Origin of the sequence: Candidatus Liberibacter africanus PTSAPSY (assembly GCF_001021085.1) — a bacterium.
GTDB classification, from domain to species: Bacteria; Pseudomonadota; Alphaproteobacteria; order Rhizobiales; family Rhizobiaceae; genus Liberibacter; species Liberibacter africanus.
In genome coordinates this window covers 1058609-1076343 of the sequence record NZ_CP004021.1, presented here as the reverse complement: position 1 = coordinate 1076343, position 17735 = coordinate 1058609, and the positions used below count along the sequence as shown (strand labels likewise).

The window sequence follows — 17735 nt, the reverse complement described above, 5'->3', positions numbered from 1 at the left end:
TAGATAAAAAAACGTTAAAGAAAATGCTATGCAATATATTACATAGTAATTAATAATAAATATATTATTATTAGAAATAAAAACTGTTGATCAATAATAATTTATTATTAGAATTTCATATAAATGATGATGCAATAAATGAAAAAAGTATTTCCAAATCTATGTTTGTTGATTAAATTATTAACGTTGAAACACAAATACTTTATACGTAACTAATATTTAATTAAAAAAATAATATTTGAATGTTTGTAATATGCCTCCTAAAAAACGTTCTTTATCTGAAAAAAAATCTCGAAAATCAACTAATATAGATGATCTAAATAATCCTGCATTCGAAGAAATACAATTAAAAATAGAAAAATCAATAGCTACTAATACAATGCGTCAAATCCGTTCTGAAGCGGGAAAACACCGTAAAAATGCAAAAAAACGCATGCTTATAGAGCAAAATTTACAACAAAAAACAGAAGAATCTTCAAGGATTATATTTCAAAATTCTGTACCAGATAACTCAACCAAAGATATTACCAAACAGGAGATGACCCCATCGGTACAGGAACTTGCTCGTTTAATCCAATCAGATAATCCTCTTATCAAAAACGGCAAAGTTTGGAATCCTCATCGTTTTTTATCCGTTCATAATCATTCAAAAAACATCATTCCATTTCAAATGAAAACGGATTACCATCCTTCTGGAGATCAACCTACTGCTATTTCACAACTCGTAGAAGGAATTGATTCAGGAGAAAAAACACAGCTTTTGCTGGGAGTTACTGGATCTGGAAAAACTTTTACTATGGCAAAAGTTATAGAAGAAATGCAAAAACCTTCTATCGTGATGGCTCCTAATAAAATACTAGCTGCTCAACTATATTCAGAATTTAAGAATTTTTTTCCTCATAACGCAGTAGAATATTTTGTTTCTTATTACGATTATTATCAACCAGAAGCCTATGTTCCTCGAACAGATACTTATATTGAGAAAGAATCTTCTATTAATGAGCAAATAGATCGTATGCGACACTCTGCTACTCGTTCTATTTTAGAACGCAGTGATTGTATTATCGTCTCTTCAGTGTCTTGTATTTATGGTATAGGATCTGTTGAATCATATTCTCAAATGATCCTACAATTAAAAATTGGCGATCAAGTAGAACAAAAAGAGTTACTTTCTTCTTTAGTCAAACAACAATATAAACGCCAAGATATAGTAATCACACGCGGAACATTTCGAGTTTGTGGCGATTCGATTGAAATTTTCCCTTCTCATTTAGAAGATGCCGCATGGCGCATTAGCATGTTTGGCAATGATATCGAAGAAATTACAGAATTTCATCCCCTTACTGGTAAAAAAATTAGAAGTCTAGAAAAAATAAAAATATATGCTAATTCCCATTATGTTACGCCACGACCTACCCTTAATATCGCAATGAAATATATTAAAGAAGAACTAGCACTACGCCTTATTGAATTAAAAAAAGAAGGAAGATTACTTGAGGAACAACGTCTTGAACAACGAATTACTTATGATTTAGAGATGCTAGAAACCACGGGATCTTGTCAATCTATTGAAAACTATTCTCGGTATCTCACAGGACGCAATCCTGGAGAGCCTCCACCGACGCTTTTTGAATATATTCCTGAAGATTCATTATTATTTGTTGATGAAAGTCATGTGACTATCCCTCAAATTAGCGGTATGTATCGCGGTGATTTTCGCCGTAAAGCTACTTTAGCCGAATATGGTTTTCGTCTTCCTTCTTGTATGGATAATCGTCCATTGCGTTTTGAAGAGTGGAATTGCCTTCGACCAACCACCATCGTAGTTTCCGCTACTCCTGGGCCATGGGAATTAGAGCAATGTCAAGGTATTATTGTAGAACAAATTATTCGTCCCACAGGAATAGTTGATCCTCCTGTAGAGATTAGATCTGCTCTTACTCAAGTAGAAGACATTTACGATGAAATAAATTTATCGGTTCAACAGGGTTTACGCATTTTATTAACTGTGCTTACCAAAAAAATGGCAGAAGATTTAACGGAATATCTTTACGAACGCAATATTCGTGTTCGTTACATGCATTCTGAGGTGAACACATTAGAAAGAATCGAAATCATCCGTGATCTTCGTTTTGGAAAATTTGATGTTCTCGTCGGAATTAATTTATTACGTGAAGGCTTAGATATTCCTGAATGCGGTCTTGTAGCTATTTTAGATGCAGACAAGGAAGGTTTTTTACGTTCTAAAACCTCTTTAATACAAACGATTGGTCGTGCTGCTCGTAATGTTAATAGCAAAGTCATTCTTTATGCCGATACGATTACAAAATCTATTCAATTAGCTATTGATGAGACAAATAGAAGACGAGAGAAGCAAATTAAATATAATAAAGAGCATAATATTAATCCCCAATCAGTGAAAGAAAAAATCATTGAAGTTATTGATCCAATCTTACAAGAAGATTCCGCGAAATCTAATATTAGCCTTGATATACAAGAATTATCTTTGTCCAAGAAAAAAATGGATATACATTTAAAATCACTACGGAAACAAATGCACCTTGCAGCTGATAATCTTAACTTTGAAGAAGCAGCACGTATCCGTGATAAAATAAAAATACTAAAACAATCCATATTTTTTCAAGAAGACGATTCTTGATATATTAAATCTTATTTCTTCAGCAAGATAAAATAATTATTAAAATAAGAATATTTCTTAAGTATTATAGTGATAAAAAGAAGAAAAATATGTATAAAAAGTCATATCCTGAAATATAAATAAAATAAATCCTGATTTCAGTGATCTTCTGGAAAAAAGAGAAAACCTAATAAATAGTCTAAAAAGACGAAAATATCTAAGGATTCTGGGTTAAGATGATAAAAATAGAATCCTATAATAAGTTAAAAACTTTAAATTTATCCACTATTATTTATAAAAATTATCTATTGCAGTATAAACAATATTCTCAAAGACCTCATGTAACCTCTAGCCATTTGGATTATAACATTAAATAATAATCTACACTATACGCTTGATAGATGTGTATATATCCGTAAAGACACTTTAATATCAAATATTTGATATCAAATATGAGAATCTCTTAGATGTTTTCCATGGGAATAATTTTCGAGATTTGCACGTTTTATTTCTACCGACTGCCCACAACCACAAGAAGAAACATGATTAGGATTATGAAAAATAAATCCTGAATATAATTCTTCCGTCTTAAAATCAATTTCTGTACCAAGCAGATAAAGAAGCGAAGAAGAATCAATCCAAACTTTCACACCATTTTTTTCTATTAAATCGTCTCCTTGTAAAGGATCAATCACTAAATCAACCATATATTCTAGACCAGCACATCCACCCTTTTTAAGAGAAATACGAATGCCTTGAGCTTTATTTTGTGAATTAGTGACAATCTCCTTTATTCGAGATACAGCAGATTCAGTAATAGTTACTATGTCGTTCGACATTGTCTTAGTTACTCCTTAAAATACAAACGCCCTAAAAGTATTAATCAATAAAAATTACGATAGAATGCTATATAGTATTTTAGTAATAACCTGTCGCAATTTGCGCTTCTTCTGACATAAGATCTGGACTCCATGGAGGATCAAAAGTTATAGATACTTCTACACCAGATATTCCCTCTACTGCACCAACAGCATTTTCAATCCATTTAGGCATCTCTCCTGCAACCGGACATCCAGGAGCAGTAAGAGTCATCAAAATTTTTACCATATAATCATCTTCGACATCAATTTTATAAATAAGTCCAAGTTCAAATATATCACAAGGTATCTCAGGATCGTATACTGTTTTCAAAGCAGCTATAATATCATCTGAAATCCTCTCCAGATCTTCTGCTGGAATCTCCGATTTCGACGATGACAATATTTTGTCAGTATTTTTTCCCGTATTATAAGTAATTTCTTTTTTCATATTCAACATTTTTCTAATACATCTTCTGCACTAATTATTAATGAAAAAACTTCTCTGATTTTTTTAAGGTTTCAATAAATTTATCAGCTTCTTCATAAGTATTATACATCGCAAGAGAAACACGACAAAGAGAATCTGATTCTAAAAACTTTAACAAAGGATTAGCACAATGAGTTCCCGAACGCACAGCAATACCATTACAATCTAAAAAAACAGCAAGATCATATGGATGAATGTTTTCTAATCGAAATGATATAATTGGAGAATCCTCTAAAGATTCATTAATCAAATGTACATTACTCATCTTTTTTAGATGAGATCTAACATACTGCGCAAGTTCTCTTTCATATAAAAACATAGATTTTCTATTTATTTTTTCTATATAATCCAATGCAACCCCAAATGCAATTGCTTGGGAAATCGGAGGAGTCCCAGGCTCAAATCGATATGGCAAATCAGCAAAAGTTACCATATCCTGTGTAACATCAGCAATCATCTCACTACCACCCATAAAAGGATCCATTTCATTGAAACGAGATTCTTTACCATACAATCCCCCTATACCAGAAGGACCATACAGTTTATGTCCTGTGATGATATACCAATCACAATTGATATCTTGAACATCAACGAAATTATGTACCGATCCCTGACTCCCATCAATCAAAACAGGAATATTACGTTCATTTGCAATACGACAAATATCTTTTATTGGAACAACTGTTCCTAATACATTTGACATATGAGTAATCGCAATCAGTTTAGTACGTTTTGTTAAATGTTTTTTGAATTCATCAATTTGCAAAAATCCTTGCTTATCAATAGGAACCCACACAAGAGATGCACCACGTCTTTGACGTAAAAAATGCCAAGGAATTATATTTGAATGATGTTCCATTACAGATAAAACAATTTCATCTCCTACAGAAATATGTCTAGAACCCCATCCATAAGCGACAATATTTATTGATTCAGTTGCAGAACGGGTAAAAACAATCTCTTTTGTAGAAGCAGCATTAACAAAACGACGAACTGTATCTCGCGCTTTTTCATATTTATCTGTTACCGCATTTGCCATATAATGCAATCCACGATGTACATTTGAATACTCATGACTATAGGTATACATGATAGAATTGATAACATCTTTAGGCTTTTGCGTAGAAGCAGCATTATCAAAATATATCAATGGATTTTTTCTAATGTAACGATCTAATATCGGAAAATCTTTTCTTATAGAATTAACATCAAAAGTCATACCAAAACCATATTAATCGAATTATTTTTCATCCAAGCAGATAAAATCTTTTCCATAGCGCAATACAATATTTCATCATTTATATCAGATATAATTTCAGAGATAAAAGCACATGCAAGCATACTATACGCTTGATCTTTCGGGATACCACGCGCCATCAAATAATATAAGTGTTTATGATTAATATCAGAAATAGTTGCTCCATGACCACATTGCACATCGTCTGCAAAAATTTCTAACTCTGGCTTTACATAAAAACTTCCTTCATTAGAAAATAAAAGAGTATTAGAAGTCATACGTGCATCGCTACCCTGAGCTTCAGGTGATACATGTACCGCCCCTTGAAATACACCTGTAGATTGATCTAAAACAATATTACGAACTACAGAAGAAGAACAGGTGTTCGGCACTTTATGACGTAGAAACATGGATAAATCACTATGTGCCTTACCACTCAGTAAATTGATACCTCGCAATATAAACTGAGATTCTTCACCCTCGATATCAACAGATAACTCTCTTCTAGAAAGACCTTTTCCAATATTAATGACAAATAGTTTGAAAGAAGATTTTTGCTCTAAAATGACACGCAATTGTCCTAGATGAGTATCTTCTATACCTTGATCTAATACAATAATCCAAGTAATATCCGCACCTTGACCCACTTTTATATTTGCAACAGACGATACCAAAGATGGATTTTGCGCTGAAGATGTATAACGTTCAATAATAGTTGCCCGAGAGTTGACACCAAAATTAATCGGATAACGAAAGTGCTTCTGCCCACCAGACTGTACAACTTGTAACTCAATAGGAACCTCTAAATGACATTCGTCAGGAATAACAACCTGATACCCATCATTACCTAAAATTCCATTTATATACCCAATAGCATCGTGTTCATCTAATGGCTCTAAACAATAAGAGCTCTCATCTTTACTTTCCATATGACATAAAGGAAAAACGTCAATATTCTTTTCTCTTAAAATACTTGAGGATGGTATCTTAGAAATTAATAATTGAATGCTATTCGCAACTAGAGGATCAAATTCTTTTACTGCTGATGATTCATTTGTATTGATAGGAAATACTTTCATCATATTTTTTAAATCTGTATAATGCCATTTTTCAATTTTTCGTGTTGGCAATAATCCTTGAGCACGAAAATCAGATAACAAACGCTTCCGAAAATCTGCAATCGACTGCTTTTGAGAAGGATTCTGACAAGCTTCATCACAAGCTTGCAGCAACAGAGTCTCTCCTATTGTTAAATCACCCATATCTCACCCTTTGATATATTCACTAAACTTGTTCCTGTATCAAGTCAGCATAACCATTCATTTCCAAATCAATGGCAACGCTATAATCTCCTGTTTTTACAATTTTACCATTATATAGAACGTGAACAGTATCTGGTTTAATGTAATTTAAAAGGCGCTGGTAGTGTGTAATAATCAAAAAAGAACGATTCTGCAAACGCAAAGCATTTACTCCATGAGAAGCAACTTTCAAAGCATCAATATCAAGACCTGAATCAGTTTCATCAAGAATACATAAACTCGGCTCTAGAAGACGCATTTGCAAAATCTCAGCTATCTTTTTCTCACCGCCAGAAAAACCTAAATTTAACGGACGTTTTAACATATTCATCTTTATTCCCAATTCAGCAGATATTTCTCGTACTTTTCGGGTGAAATCTGGAATGGAGAGCTCTTCCTCATTGCGGGCTTTACGTTGCTCATTCAAAGCTGTTTTGAGAAATTGCATCATGACAACACCAGGTATTTCTACAGGATATTGAAAAGCAAGGAAAATACCCTTTGATGCCCTTTCCGCAATACTCCAATCTAAGATACTATTACCTTTGTAAATAATATCCCCAGATGTTATCTCATAATCTTTATGTCCTGATAAAATATATGATAACGTTGATTTGCCAGATCCATTAGGACCCATAATAGCTACTATCTCACCAGCATCTATTTTTAAATCTAACCCTCGAATAATTTCCGTATCCGTATCCACAATTTTTGCATGAAGGTTTTTTATTTCAAGCATGTTTTTTCCATTTTACTCAATTATTAAAAGATAAAGATAAAGTCCCTATCCAACAGATCCTTCTAAAGAAATATCAATTAATTTCTGTGCTTCCACAGCAAATTCCATTGGCAATTTTTGCAACACCTCTTTGACAAATCCATTGACAATTAATGCTATTGCTACCTCTTCAGGAATTCCACGTTGAAGACAATAAAACAAATGATCATCTGATATTTTTGAAGTTGTTGCTTCATGTTCTAAATTACAAGAAGAATTCTTTGATTCAATATAAGGAACTGTATGAGCACCACAATTATTACCTATCAACAAACTATCACACTGTGTAAAATTGCGAGAATGTGCAGCACCACGATGCACAGATACTTTTCCACGATATGTATTGTTGGAAAAACCGGCCGAAATCCCCTTAGAGACAATCCGGCTTGTTGTATTATTGGCAAGATGCAGCATCTTAGTGCCACTATCTATTTGTTGAAAACCGTTGGAAATCGCAATTGAATAAAATTCTCCACAAGATTGTTCACCACGCAAAAGACAAGAAGGATATTTCCATGTAATAGCTGAACCAGTTTCCAATTGAGTCCAAGATATCTTAGACCTCACACCACGACAATCTCCGCGTTTGGTAACAAAATTATAAATACCACCCTTGCCTTGTGAATCTCCAGGATACCAATTTTGTACAGTAGAATATTTTATCTCAGCATCATCAAGAGCAATTAACTCGACAACAGCTGCATGCAACTGGTTCTCATCACGTTGCGGTGCAGTACATCCTTCTAGATAAGAAACATACGAACCTTCCTCTACAATAATCAAAGTTCGTTCAAACTGACCTGTTCCTTTTTCATTAATACGGAAATACGTAGAAAGTTCCATCGGACACCTTACTCCTTTCGGAATATAAACGAAAGAACCATCGGTAAAGACTGCCGAATTTAAAGCAGCATAAAAATTATCTCCCACTGGAACAACCGTACCTAAATACTTTCTCACGAGATCAGGATACTCGCAAATTGCCTCTGAAATAGGCATAAAAATAACGGAAGATTTCTTTAATTCCTCTTTAAATGTAGTTACAACTGAAACGGAATCAAAAACAGCATCAACAGCCACTTTAGAACTTTTAACTCCGGCCAAAATCTCTTGTTCACGTAAAGGAATGCCTAATTTTTCATATGTTCTAAGTAGTTCTGGATCAACTTCATCAAGAGATTGAGGACCTACAACACTTTTAGGGGAAGAATAGTAATACAAATCATTAAAATCAATAGACGGATAATGAACACGTGCCCAAGAAGGCTCTTTCATCTTCAACCAACGGCGATATGCGGATAATCTCCACTCAAACATCCAATGAGGCTCATTTTTCTTTTCTGATATAAAACGAATGATATCTTCGTTCAGGCCTTTAGGAGCTTTTTCAACTTGAATATTTGTCTCAAAACCATATTTATATTGATCGACGTCTATTTTGCGTACCTTGTCGATTGTTTCTCGTACCGCTACCACTATAACACCTACACTCGTTCAAATCTATTTTCAAAAGTATGTAGCACTCTATTAAAAAGCGCATCATTTCCCATAATACTAGATTCATACACTCAATTATTGAGTTCATCAATAAGATAAAAAAAATAATAGTTTCGTTTAATTTTAAATTTATTGCCCGCTTCATAGTATACCGCTTCGAAAATATTGATTACATTCGAAGCGGTATGCTAAATAAAAAATAAACAAGGTTTTCAATCAAAATATGATATTATAGATAGCAATAAAATAGAAAACGGTGTCACAGAGAATATATCTAGCAACAATTAACCACTTATCAACAATGCAGCTTCTTCATTACGCCTTTTCACAAGACCAGGTAAAACCTTTCCACCTCCATGAATCCATTTCTTGCACTCAGTAGCAGCATTTTCCCAATCTTCAGCATCAATACACTTTTTGAAAGTGCTTTTCCGATAATTTCCAATACCAAGATTAAAAACAAAATCACCAACTGCAGCAAGCCGATTCTCACTAACTGAAGCCATAATTGGAGAGGCTGACAAAAGTAAATCAACATGCTTACGCAAATCGCCTTTCAACAACTCTTCTGCTTGCTCTTGTGTAATAGTCATACCTTCATGAACATCTGGACCAGTATGCCCATAACCAATTGTCCAAACACCTCTTCCTGGATCTTTATAAGCTGTAACTCTAACTCCTTCATATCTTTCAACCATGTCAACCAAAAGACCAGGAATCAATACTTCATTAGTTCCATTAGTTTCATTTGTTTCATTAGTTTCATCACCATTCATACCGATAATCCTCTTCAAAAATGATATTACCCCGCTAACCAAACACATATTCTCTCCTTTACTATTGAAAGAATGAACCCATTAACAAATAGAGCACTCATAGATATGTCAAAATTAAATAAAAACATAAGTATTATACACGTTTTTGTTTAATAAGTAATAAAAAAAAAATTTTATCTTACTTATTTACACTAAATAAATTTTTTAATACCATTTTCAATTACATATTCTGGAAGATACATTGTAACCAACTCTTCGGTTGCTGTTGGATGCACTGCCATGCAACGATCAAAATCTTCTTTTACACAGCGAGATTTTAAACAAATACCCAATACTTGGATTATCTCACTTGCTCCATGTCCAAGAATATGCACTCCTAAAACTATACGATCATCTGCATTAACAATAATCTTCATTATTGTGTGCTCAAAACGTTTTGAAAGAAAACATTTCAGAGGAAAAAATTTTGTCTTATAAATTTCTAATTTGTGAAATTTATGCATAGCTTCTTGTTCAGTTAATCCAACAGAACCAACCTCAGGATTCGAAAAAACTGCAGTAGGAATCAAATCATAGTCTGGAACCATGGGATTATTTTTAAATACTGTTTCAACAAAACAAACTGCATCATGAATGGCAGAGGGTGTTAATTGTATTTTACCACTAATATCACCCAAAGCAAAAATAGAATGAACATTTGTACGCGAATAGCGATCTATAATAATAAGGCCATTTGTATCTTTTTTGACTCCTACTTTCTCGAGACCTATATCCGCAGTCCTAGGCGTACGACCTACTGCAAGCATTACTTGATCGCTCTTTATAATATCGCCAGACTTCAAAATACTTTTAAATTGCTCTGATTCTCTTGAAACGCTGGAAATTGTATCATTAGGAAGAATACGGATTCCTTTCGAAACCATGATATCCGTCAATCCTTGATGGATATCAAAATCAAAACTAGAAAGTATACTATTACCACGAGTTACTATAGTAACGTTTGATCCCAAAGAATTAAAAATATTAGCAAATTCAACCGCAATATACCCTCCACCTATAATTACAATAGACCGAGGCAAACTTTTCAAAGAAAAAACTTCCTCTGATGTTATGCATAAATCACAACCTTCAAAATCCATACGATCAGCACATCTACCTGTAGCAATGACAATGTACTGTGCCGTAATAGTACGATCTATATCTTCAAGATATACTTCATGAGGAGAAGAAATAACTCCCTTACTCTTAAATATTTCTACCCCTGAATCTTTTAAACGACCATGATAAAAGGATTCGAGACGAGATAATTCTTTATTTTGTGAAACAATAAGCGATGGCCAATCAAAACTTTGACGATCAATATTCCACCCAAAACCTTTAGAATCCTCAAAGTGTTCAGAATATTGCGATGCATAAAACATCAGTTTTTTAGGAACACATCCCCTAATAACACAAGTACCACCAACACGATATTCTTCACAAATAGCTACTTTTTTTCCAATCTGAGCTGCTAAACGAGCAGAACGAACACCTGAAGACCCAGCTCCTATTACAATAAGATCATATTCATAACTCATATCTGAACTCCCCAACTAATTTAGGCTTCATAGATAAATAGCTAAAAATATCTACAGAGATTATTTATGGAACAAAAAATCATATCTATACAAAAATAGTAATTATTTTTGTAAAACTAAACATTCTCCATTAGACATACCAATAATTGCACAATCTACCATATCAACAAATAAACCATGCTCTATAACACCTGGTATGCTACACAACTCCCCTGATAACATTTGAGGATCCGGAATAAATCCAAAAAAAGCATCAATAATATAATTGCCTCCGTCACTGATAAATAAACCGGATTCATTTTTACGCAAACGCAATTCTTCATTCAAACCAAAACAAGAAGCTAATTCCTTAAGCGCAGAAATAGTCTTACTTACACCAAACTGATCAACTTCTATTGGAAGCATTCCCCTTCCTAAAAAATCAACTTTTTTACTTTCATCTCCAATGACAATAAAACGAGAAGAGGAATGAGCAATAATCTTTTCGCGGAGAAGCGCTCCTCCATATCCTTTAATGAGACGCAATCGAGAATCTATCTCATCAAAACCATCTATACTTAAATCAATGGACGAAACATCCTCTGGAGAGAGCAAAGGAATACGATTCTTTTTACAAAATTCTTCTGTATCTTTCGAAGATGGAACAACCTGAACACGAAAACCATTTGCAATCTTTTCAGAAAGCAAAATCATAAACTCTTTGGAGGTTCTACCTGTCCCCATCCCCAAAGTCATCCCATCAGCAACATACTCTGTAGCCAAACGAGCAGCAATTCTCCTCATCTGAAGAGTGTCCATTTTACTTCTCTTTTCTTTCTATCTTGATTAAGAAAAAATAAATTACATATGAATTGGCTTATCAAAACAAGATAATGCCGCTTCTCTTATAGCTTCCGACATTGTTGGATGTGCATGACAAATACGAGATAGATCTTCTGAAGCTCCCCCAAATTCCATCAAAACAGCTGCTTCGTGTATCATTTCTCCAGCACCAACACCTATAATATGTACACCTTCTATCCGATCACTATTCTTATCTGCCAATATTTTTACAAAACCATCGGTGGAATTCATAGAGCGCGCTCTACCGTTAGCACTAAAAGGAAACTTTCCTACTTTATAATACTTGTTTTCAGATTTTAATTGTTCTTCGGTTTTGCCTATCGAAGCAATCTCAGGATTAGTATAGATAACGCTCGGAATGGTTCCATAATTGACATGTCCTTTTTGACCAGAAATAATCTCAGCAACTGCAATAGCTTCATCCTCTGCTTTATGAGCTAACATCGGTCCACGAACAACATCTCCGATAGCATAAATATTGGGGATAGATGTTTGAAATTCATCTCCTATTTCTATGCGTCCGCGCTGATCAACGCTGACACCTATCTCTTTAAGCCCCAAATCTTTCGTATATGGCCTACGTCCTGTGGCAACCAAAACAGCATCAGATTCTAGATCTATAGACTTACCATCAACATCTTTACAAGATACACAAACTTTATTTGACTCTTTTTTGATAGAAACAACTTGTGAATTAAGTTGAAAATCCATTCCCTGTTTGGATATTATTTTGAGGAATTGCCCTGCTATCTCTTTATCCATTCCATTTAAAATAGTATTAGAATGCTCAATAATCTTTACACGAGAACCAAGGCGCATCCAAACAGAACCTAATTCTAAACCAATTACCCCAGCACCGATAACTAATAAATTCTGTGGAACAGAAGAAAATGAAAGAGCACCTGTAGAAGATACAATGACTTTTTCATCAAAATTAATCGACATACCCGGCAAACCAGATACTTCTGATCCAGTGGCAATAACTATATTCTTTGCTTTAACAATCTCTTCCGAAGAACTACTTTTAACCAATACTTGATTAGTAGAAACAATCTTTGCTACCCCATGATAGGAAGTAATTTTATTTTTCTTCAAAAGAAAATCTATTCCTTGAACATTAGATTGGACAACAGACTTCTTGTAAGACATCATCTTTTCTAAATCCAGTTGAAAAGATGGAATATTTATCCCTAAATTGTTTATCCCTTTAGAAATATGATGATAAACCTCTGACGTATAGAGCAAAGATTTTGAAGGAATACACCCAATATTCAAACAAGTTCCGCCATAAGATTTTTCTTTTTCTACTATAGCAACTTTATTTTTTAATTGAGCAGCTTTTATAGCACAAGCATAACCAGCAGGCCCGCTTCCTATAACAATAACATCATAAACCATTATTTTTCCCGTTTTAAATGAATCATTTTCTTCATTCCATCAAGAAATCCATCCTATAAATCCCGTTTACAAACCCAATATGAAACGCTCAGGATTTTCAAGCAACTCTTTCAAACGAACTAAGAATGTTACAGCTTCTTTGCCATCCACTATACGATGATCATATGATAAAGCAAGATACATCATAGGACGAATGAGGACTTGTCCATCCTCTGCTATTGGTCTTTCTTGAATCTTATGCATACCAAGAATACCTGATTGCGGCGGATTTAATATTGGAGCAGATAGAAGCGAACCATAAACTCCACCATTCGATATAGTAAATGTACCACCTTGCAGATCACTCATAGAAATCCGCCCTGCTCGAGCTTCTTGACCAAGACGAACAATCTCTCTCTCAATCTTCACAATGGTCATTTTATCTGCATGACGTACAACTGGCACCACAAGACCTCTGTCTGTTCCCACCGCTACACCAATATGGCAGTAATTCTTATATACAATATGATCGCCATCAATCTCTGCATTAACACCTCTAATTTCTTGTAAAACACAACTCACTGCTTTGGTAAAGAATCCCATAAAACCTAACTTAACACCATGCTTCTTCTCAAAGAGATCCTTATAGCGAGATCGAATAGAAATAATACGAGACATATCAACTTCATTATACGTACTCAAAATAGCAGCTGTATTCTGCGCATCTTTCAAGCGTTTAGAAATAGTATAACGTAAACGAGACATTTTGACACGCTCTTCAGACAACCCTTCGGTAACACTAGATTTTTCAGAACTATTAGAGGAACTGCTAAAAATCCTAGAAAAAATACCTTTTTTCCCCGAATCAATTTTTGATTTATCAGTAGAAGATCCAGAATGAGCGATTGCTTCCATAACATCAGATTTTAATATCTGACCTCTTTTGCCCGTTCCCTTAATGTCAGCAGGAGATAAATCATGCTCTGCTATTAATTTAGAAGCAGATGGAGAATGTGGCATTTGAAAATTTTCAGATGTATCACATACTGTAACAGGAGCATCTTTTTTCTGAGAAAAATCATGATCCTCAACTTCTTCAATATATCCTAAAAATGCTCCAGGAGTAACTATTTCACCTGCTGAAAAAGAAACCTCTTTCAATTTACCCGAGACAGGAGAAGGCACTTCAATCGTCACCTTATCAGTTTCAAGACTAACCAAAGTTTCACCAATTTTAACGAAATCACCAACTTCTTTAATCCACTGCCCAACCGTTGCTTCACTGACGGATTCCCCCAAAGAAGGCAATATAATTTTTGTAGCCATCACTTATAAATTCCTATTTTTAAAAGACCAATTTCATTAATAATACTAAGAATATCATTGAATCTTTATTTTAAAACATCCTCAACAAAAGAAGATAATTGTTCTAAATGTCGAGACATATGACCTACAGCCGTAGACGCTGCGGGAAGACGCCCAAAATAACGAACACGAGAGCAACTTGAGCCAATAGCATGCAATATTTTTCCCAAATAAGGCTCAATAAAAGTCCATGCCCCCATATTTTGAGGCTCTTCTTGACACCAAACCACCTCAGCTTGAACAAAACGCGAAAGAACTTTTATCAGACAATCTTCTGGAAAAGGATATAGTTGTTCAATACGCACTAGATAAATATCAGAGACTTTTAACTTATCACGATGATCTAAAAGATCATAATAAACCTTTCCTGTACACAAGATAACACGACGAATACGAGAGTCTTCCGTTATTTTTACAGAAACCCTGCCATAATCAGCGTCATCTGATAATACCGACTGAAAAGTACTTCCACAAACCATATCCGAAAGAGATGAAACAACCCTTTTATGCCTTAATAAAGACTTCGGCGTCATCATAATCAATGGTCTAGAAGAATGATCGCAAAGTTGACGACGCAGGATATGAAAGTAATTAGAAGGCAATGTACAATTAGCAACATACATATTATTTTCCGCACACATTTGCAAAAATCTTTCAAGTCGAGCAGAAGAATGTTCTGAGCCTTGCCCTTCATATCCATGCGGCAACAAACACACTAAATTAGAAGAACATAACCACTTTTGCTCTCCAGCAACAACAAACTGATCTAATATAACTTGAGCACCATTAGCAAAATCTCCAAATTGCGCCTCCCAAATAGTCAATGCACCAGGATTATTTAAAGAATAACCATATTCAAATCCCAAGACAGCTTGTTCAGAAAGAAAAGAATTAATGATTTCACAATGCCCTTGATCTTTTGAAATATTACCTAAAGGGAAATAACGCCTTTCCGTTTCCTGATCATATAAAACGGCGTGACGTTGAGAAAAAGTACCACGTTCACAATCTTGTCCTGATAAACGCACTTTATAACCTTCATAGCAAAGAGAACCAAAAGCTAAAGCTTCTGCCATACTCCAATCAATTCCTTCGCCCAGTTCTATCATCTTTTTACGATTTGCCATCAGGCGTTCAATAATCTTATGCGCCTTAAAAGAACTTGGAAGACAAGAAATTTTAGAACCTATTTCCTGCAGTATTTCTCTCGAGATAGAGGTCTTTCGCTCTTTTTTAGAATTATCACGTGGAGATGAAAAAAATAAATCTCTATCCGAAAGAGATGCTTTGTCAGGAATATAACTGTCTATTTCCTTGAATTCTTTTTCCAAGTACGAACGCCAATCATCAACTAAAGATTGTAATTCTTGTCTAGAAATAACTTTATTTTTAATAAGAGAATTAGCATACAACTGAAGGGTAGATTCATGTGAACGTATTGTTTTATACATTATTGGTTGTGTAAAAGAAGGCTCATCTCCTTCATTGTGCCCAAAACGACGATAACACACCAAATCTATCACTACAGATTTATGAAATTTCATACGAAACGCAACAGCCATTCTAATAACACGAATCACAGATTCTGGATCATCCCCATTAACGTGAAAAATAGGAACACCAATAGATTTGGCTATGTCTGAAGAATAATGAGAAGAACGGGCTGAAAAAGGACTTGTCGTAAAACCAATTTGATTATTAATAATTAAATGAATATTCCCTGCAACAGTATATCCAGACAAACCAGACAAACCAAAAGTTTCAGATACCACTCCCTGCCCAACAAAAGCGGCATCTCCGTGAATAATGATGGGCAAAACTTGAGAGCGTTTTTCCAAAGAGACATTCTCTTCCCTCAAAATACCAGCTTTTAAATCCTGTCTAGCACGTACGCTCCCTACGGCTACAGGACCGACAAATTCAAGATGTGAAGGATTGCTACATAGCAACAAATTAACATTTTTTCCATAAATTTTGCGACTACAACAAAATCCCAAATGATATTTCACATCTCCTGAATACTCTTTTTCTGAATAATCTTTTCCTGTAAATTCACAAAAAATAGCGCGCGGCATCTTATTCATTATCTGAGACAAGACATTTAAACGACCTCGATGAGCCATTCCCAAAATGACCTCATTGACACCTTGTTGAGATCCCTGGCCAATAATTTCCTCTATAGCTGGAATAATAACCTCAGAACCATCGGCACCAAAACGCTTTGCTCCTTTGTATTTTATATCAATAAACTTTTCAAATCCCTCTGCTCTCACTAATTTGTCTAAGATATCTTTTCTCTCTTCCGTAGAAAAAGAATACGATAAACCTTGATTTTCAACAGCATCTTGCACCCAATCCCTTTCTACAGAATTGACGATGTGCATAAACTCTACACCTATGCTTGAACAGTATAGACGAGAAAGAACATCTACAATCTCAGGGATTGTTGCATTATCAAGGCCCAGTAAACCTTTCATGCAAATTTTACGATTATAATCAGATTCAACAAATCCATAATAGGCGGGAGATAATTCTGGTAAGTCTTTATGATGATTATTAAATCCTAATGGATCGATATTTGCCTTAAAATGACCACATGAACGATATGCATCTACCATCCTCATTACTTGAAAAAAATCTTTTACAGATTGAACTTCAGTTAAATCAAAAGAATGATCTGCGCCGTTTTTCTCTCTCGAAAAAATAGTACTAGCAGAAGCATTTTCTTCTCGTATAAAAAAATCAATTCCATCTTCTAAGCTATCATAATTTTTAGAATGATCATCAAGAAACAAAAAAAGGGGATGCCAATCCTTGCAAATACTAGAAGGATCTTCTTGATAATCCTTATATAGATCTTCAATATAACAATAATTAGTTCTATCTAGAAAAGAAGAAATAGAAAATCTCTTATTTAAATTTTGTGGCGTCATTTTTCCCACCATTATCCATAGCTATCAACGATATAAAACACGTTCCGCTAAAAATATATAATTTTA

Annotated in this window: 13 protein-coding genes; 1 reads left to right on the top strand and 12 read right to left on the bottom strand. The window is 34.3% G+C overall.

Features of this window, described 5'->3' with window-relative positions; translation table 11 throughout:
• Positions 1-253 precede the first annotated feature (253 nt).
• Positions 254-2659: an excinuclease ABC subunit UvrB gene (gene uvrB / locus G293_RS04840; RefSeq protein ID WP_047264536.1), complete on the top strand. Its 2406-nt coding sequence runs from the start codon at positions 254-256 to the stop codon at positions 2657-2659.
• A gap of 425 nt (positions 2660-3084) precedes the next feature.
• On the opposite strand, the gene G293_RS04835 is transcribed toward uvrB, so the two are convergent.
• The 12 genes from G293_RS04835 to G293_RS04780 form a co-directional block, all read right to left on the bottom strand.
• Positions 3085-3477, bottom strand: a complete 393-nt coding sequence (locus G293_RS04835) for a HesB/IscA family protein (RefSeq protein ID WP_047264535.1) — start codon at positions 3475-3477, stop codon at positions 3085-3087.
• 79 nt (positions 3478-3556) lie between these two features.
• A complete protein-coding gene (locus G293_RS04830) occupies positions 3557-3946 on the bottom strand; it encodes an SUF system Fe-S cluster assembly protein (RefSeq protein WP_083965976.1) in 390 nt (129 codons plus the stop codon).
• A gap of 37 nt (positions 3947-3983) precedes the next feature.
• Complete coding sequence (locus tag G293_RS04825; protein ID WP_047264534.1) at positions 3984-5204, bottom strand: cysteine desulfurase; 1221 nt, start codon at positions 5202-5204, stop codon at positions 3984-3986.
• Entirely contained in the window at positions 5201-6484 is a 1284-nt protein-coding gene (gene sufD / locus G293_RS04820; protein ID WP_047264533.1) for a Fe-S cluster assembly protein SufD, read from the bottom strand. Before sufD ends, G293_RS04825 begins: the two co-directional genes overlap by 4 nt.
• A 22-nt stretch (positions 6485-6506) precedes the next feature.
• Positions 6507-7262 (bottom strand): Fe-S cluster assembly ATPase SufC, encoded by a 756-nt coding sequence (gene sufC, locus G293_RS04815; RefSeq protein ID WP_047264532.1) that lies wholly within the window; start codon positions 7260-7262, stop codon positions 6507-6509.
• Positions 7263-7307: 45 nt separating this feature from the next.
• The gene (sufB, locus tag G293_RS04810; RefSeq protein WP_047264531.1) at positions 7308-8777 is read right to left on the bottom strand and encodes a Fe-S cluster assembly protein SufB; all 1470 of its coding nucleotides are present in this window, start codon (positions 8775-8777) and stop codon (positions 7308-7310) included.
• A 305-nt stretch (positions 8778-9082) separates the two neighbouring features.
• Entirely contained in the window at positions 9083-9622 is a 540-nt protein-coding gene (locus G293_RS04805; protein ID WP_047264530.1) for a lysozyme, read from the bottom strand.
• A gap of 143 nt (positions 9623-9765) precedes the next feature.
• Positions 9766-11151, bottom strand: coding sequence for a glutathione-disulfide reductase (gorA, locus tag G293_RS04800; protein WP_047264529.1), 1386 nt, complete (start codon positions 11149-11151; stop codon positions 9766-9768).
• Positions 11152-11253: 102 nt separating this feature from the next.
• Positions 11254-11949: a ribose-5-phosphate isomerase RpiA gene (gene rpiA, locus G293_RS04795; RefSeq protein WP_047264528.1), complete on the bottom strand. Its 696-nt coding sequence runs from the start codon at positions 11947-11949 to the stop codon at positions 11254-11256.
• A 42-nt stretch (positions 11950-11991) separates the two neighbouring features.
• Complete coding sequence (lpdA, locus tag G293_RS04790) at positions 11992-13392, bottom strand: dihydrolipoyl dehydrogenase (protein ID WP_047264527.1); 1401 nt, start codon at positions 13390-13392, stop codon at positions 11992-11994.
• Positions 13393-13458: 66 nt separating this feature from the next.
• Positions 13459-14697 (bottom strand): 2-oxoglutarate dehydrogenase complex dihydrolipoyllysine-residue succinyltransferase, encoded by a 1239-nt coding sequence (odhB, locus tag G293_RS04785; protein WP_047264526.1) that lies wholly within the window; start codon positions 14695-14697, stop codon positions 13459-13461.
• Positions 14698-14762: 65 nt separating this feature from the next.
• Positions 14763-17669 (bottom strand): 2-oxoglutarate dehydrogenase E1 component, encoded by a 2907-nt coding sequence (locus tag G293_RS04780; protein WP_047264734.1) that lies wholly within the window; start codon positions 17667-17669, stop codon positions 14763-14765.
• Positions 17670-17735: the final 66 nt, after the last annotated feature.

What these genes read in the sequence shown, in the direction of transcription:
- uvrB (WP_047264536.1), top strand. Translation starts at nt 254, where the DNA reads ATGCCTCCTAAAAAACGTTCTTTATCTGAAAAAAAATCTCGAAAATCA.
- G293_RS04780 (WP_047264734.1), bottom strand. Translation starts at nt 17,669, where the DNA reads ATGACGCCACAAAATTTAAATAAGAGATTTTCTATTTCTTCTTTTCTA.
- G293_RS04805 (WP_047264530.1), bottom strand. Translation starts at nt 9,622, where the DNA reads ATGTGTTTGGTTAGCGGGGTAATATCATTTTTGAAGAGGATTATCGGT.
- sufC (WP_047264532.1), bottom strand. Translation starts at nt 7,262, where the DNA reads ATGCTTGAAATAAAAAACCTTCATGCAAAAATTGTGGATACGGATACG.
- gorA (WP_047264529.1), bottom strand. Translation starts at nt 11,151, where the DNA reads ATGAGTTATGAATATGATCTTATTGTAATAGGAGCTGGGTCTTCAGGT.
- G293_RS04830 (WP_083965976.1), bottom strand. Translation starts at nt 3,946, where the DNA reads ATGAAAAAAGAAATTACTTATAATACGGGAAAAAATACTGACAAAATA.
- rpiA (WP_047264528.1), bottom strand. Translation starts at nt 11,949, where the DNA reads ATGGACACTCTTCAGATGAGGAGAATTGCTGCTCGTTTGGCTACAGAG.
- lpdA (WP_047264527.1), bottom strand. Translation starts at nt 13,392, where the DNA reads ATGGTTTATGATGTTATTGTTATAGGAAGCGGGCCTGCTGGTTATGCT.
- odhB (WP_047264526.1), bottom strand. Translation starts at nt 14,697, where the DNA reads ATGGCTACAAAAATTATATTGCCTTCTTTGGGGGAATCCGTCAGTGAA.
- G293_RS04825 (WP_047264534.1), bottom strand. Translation starts at nt 5,204, where the DNA reads ATGACTTTTGATGTTAATTCTATAAGAAAAGATTTTCCGATATTAGAT.
- sufD (WP_047264533.1), bottom strand. Translation starts at nt 6,484, where the DNA reads ATGGGTGATTTAACAATAGGAGAGACTCTGTTGCTGCAAGCTTGTGAT.
- G293_RS04835 (WP_047264535.1), bottom strand. Translation starts at nt 3,477, where the DNA reads ATGTCGAACGACATAGTAACTATTACTGAATCTGCTGTATCTCGAATA.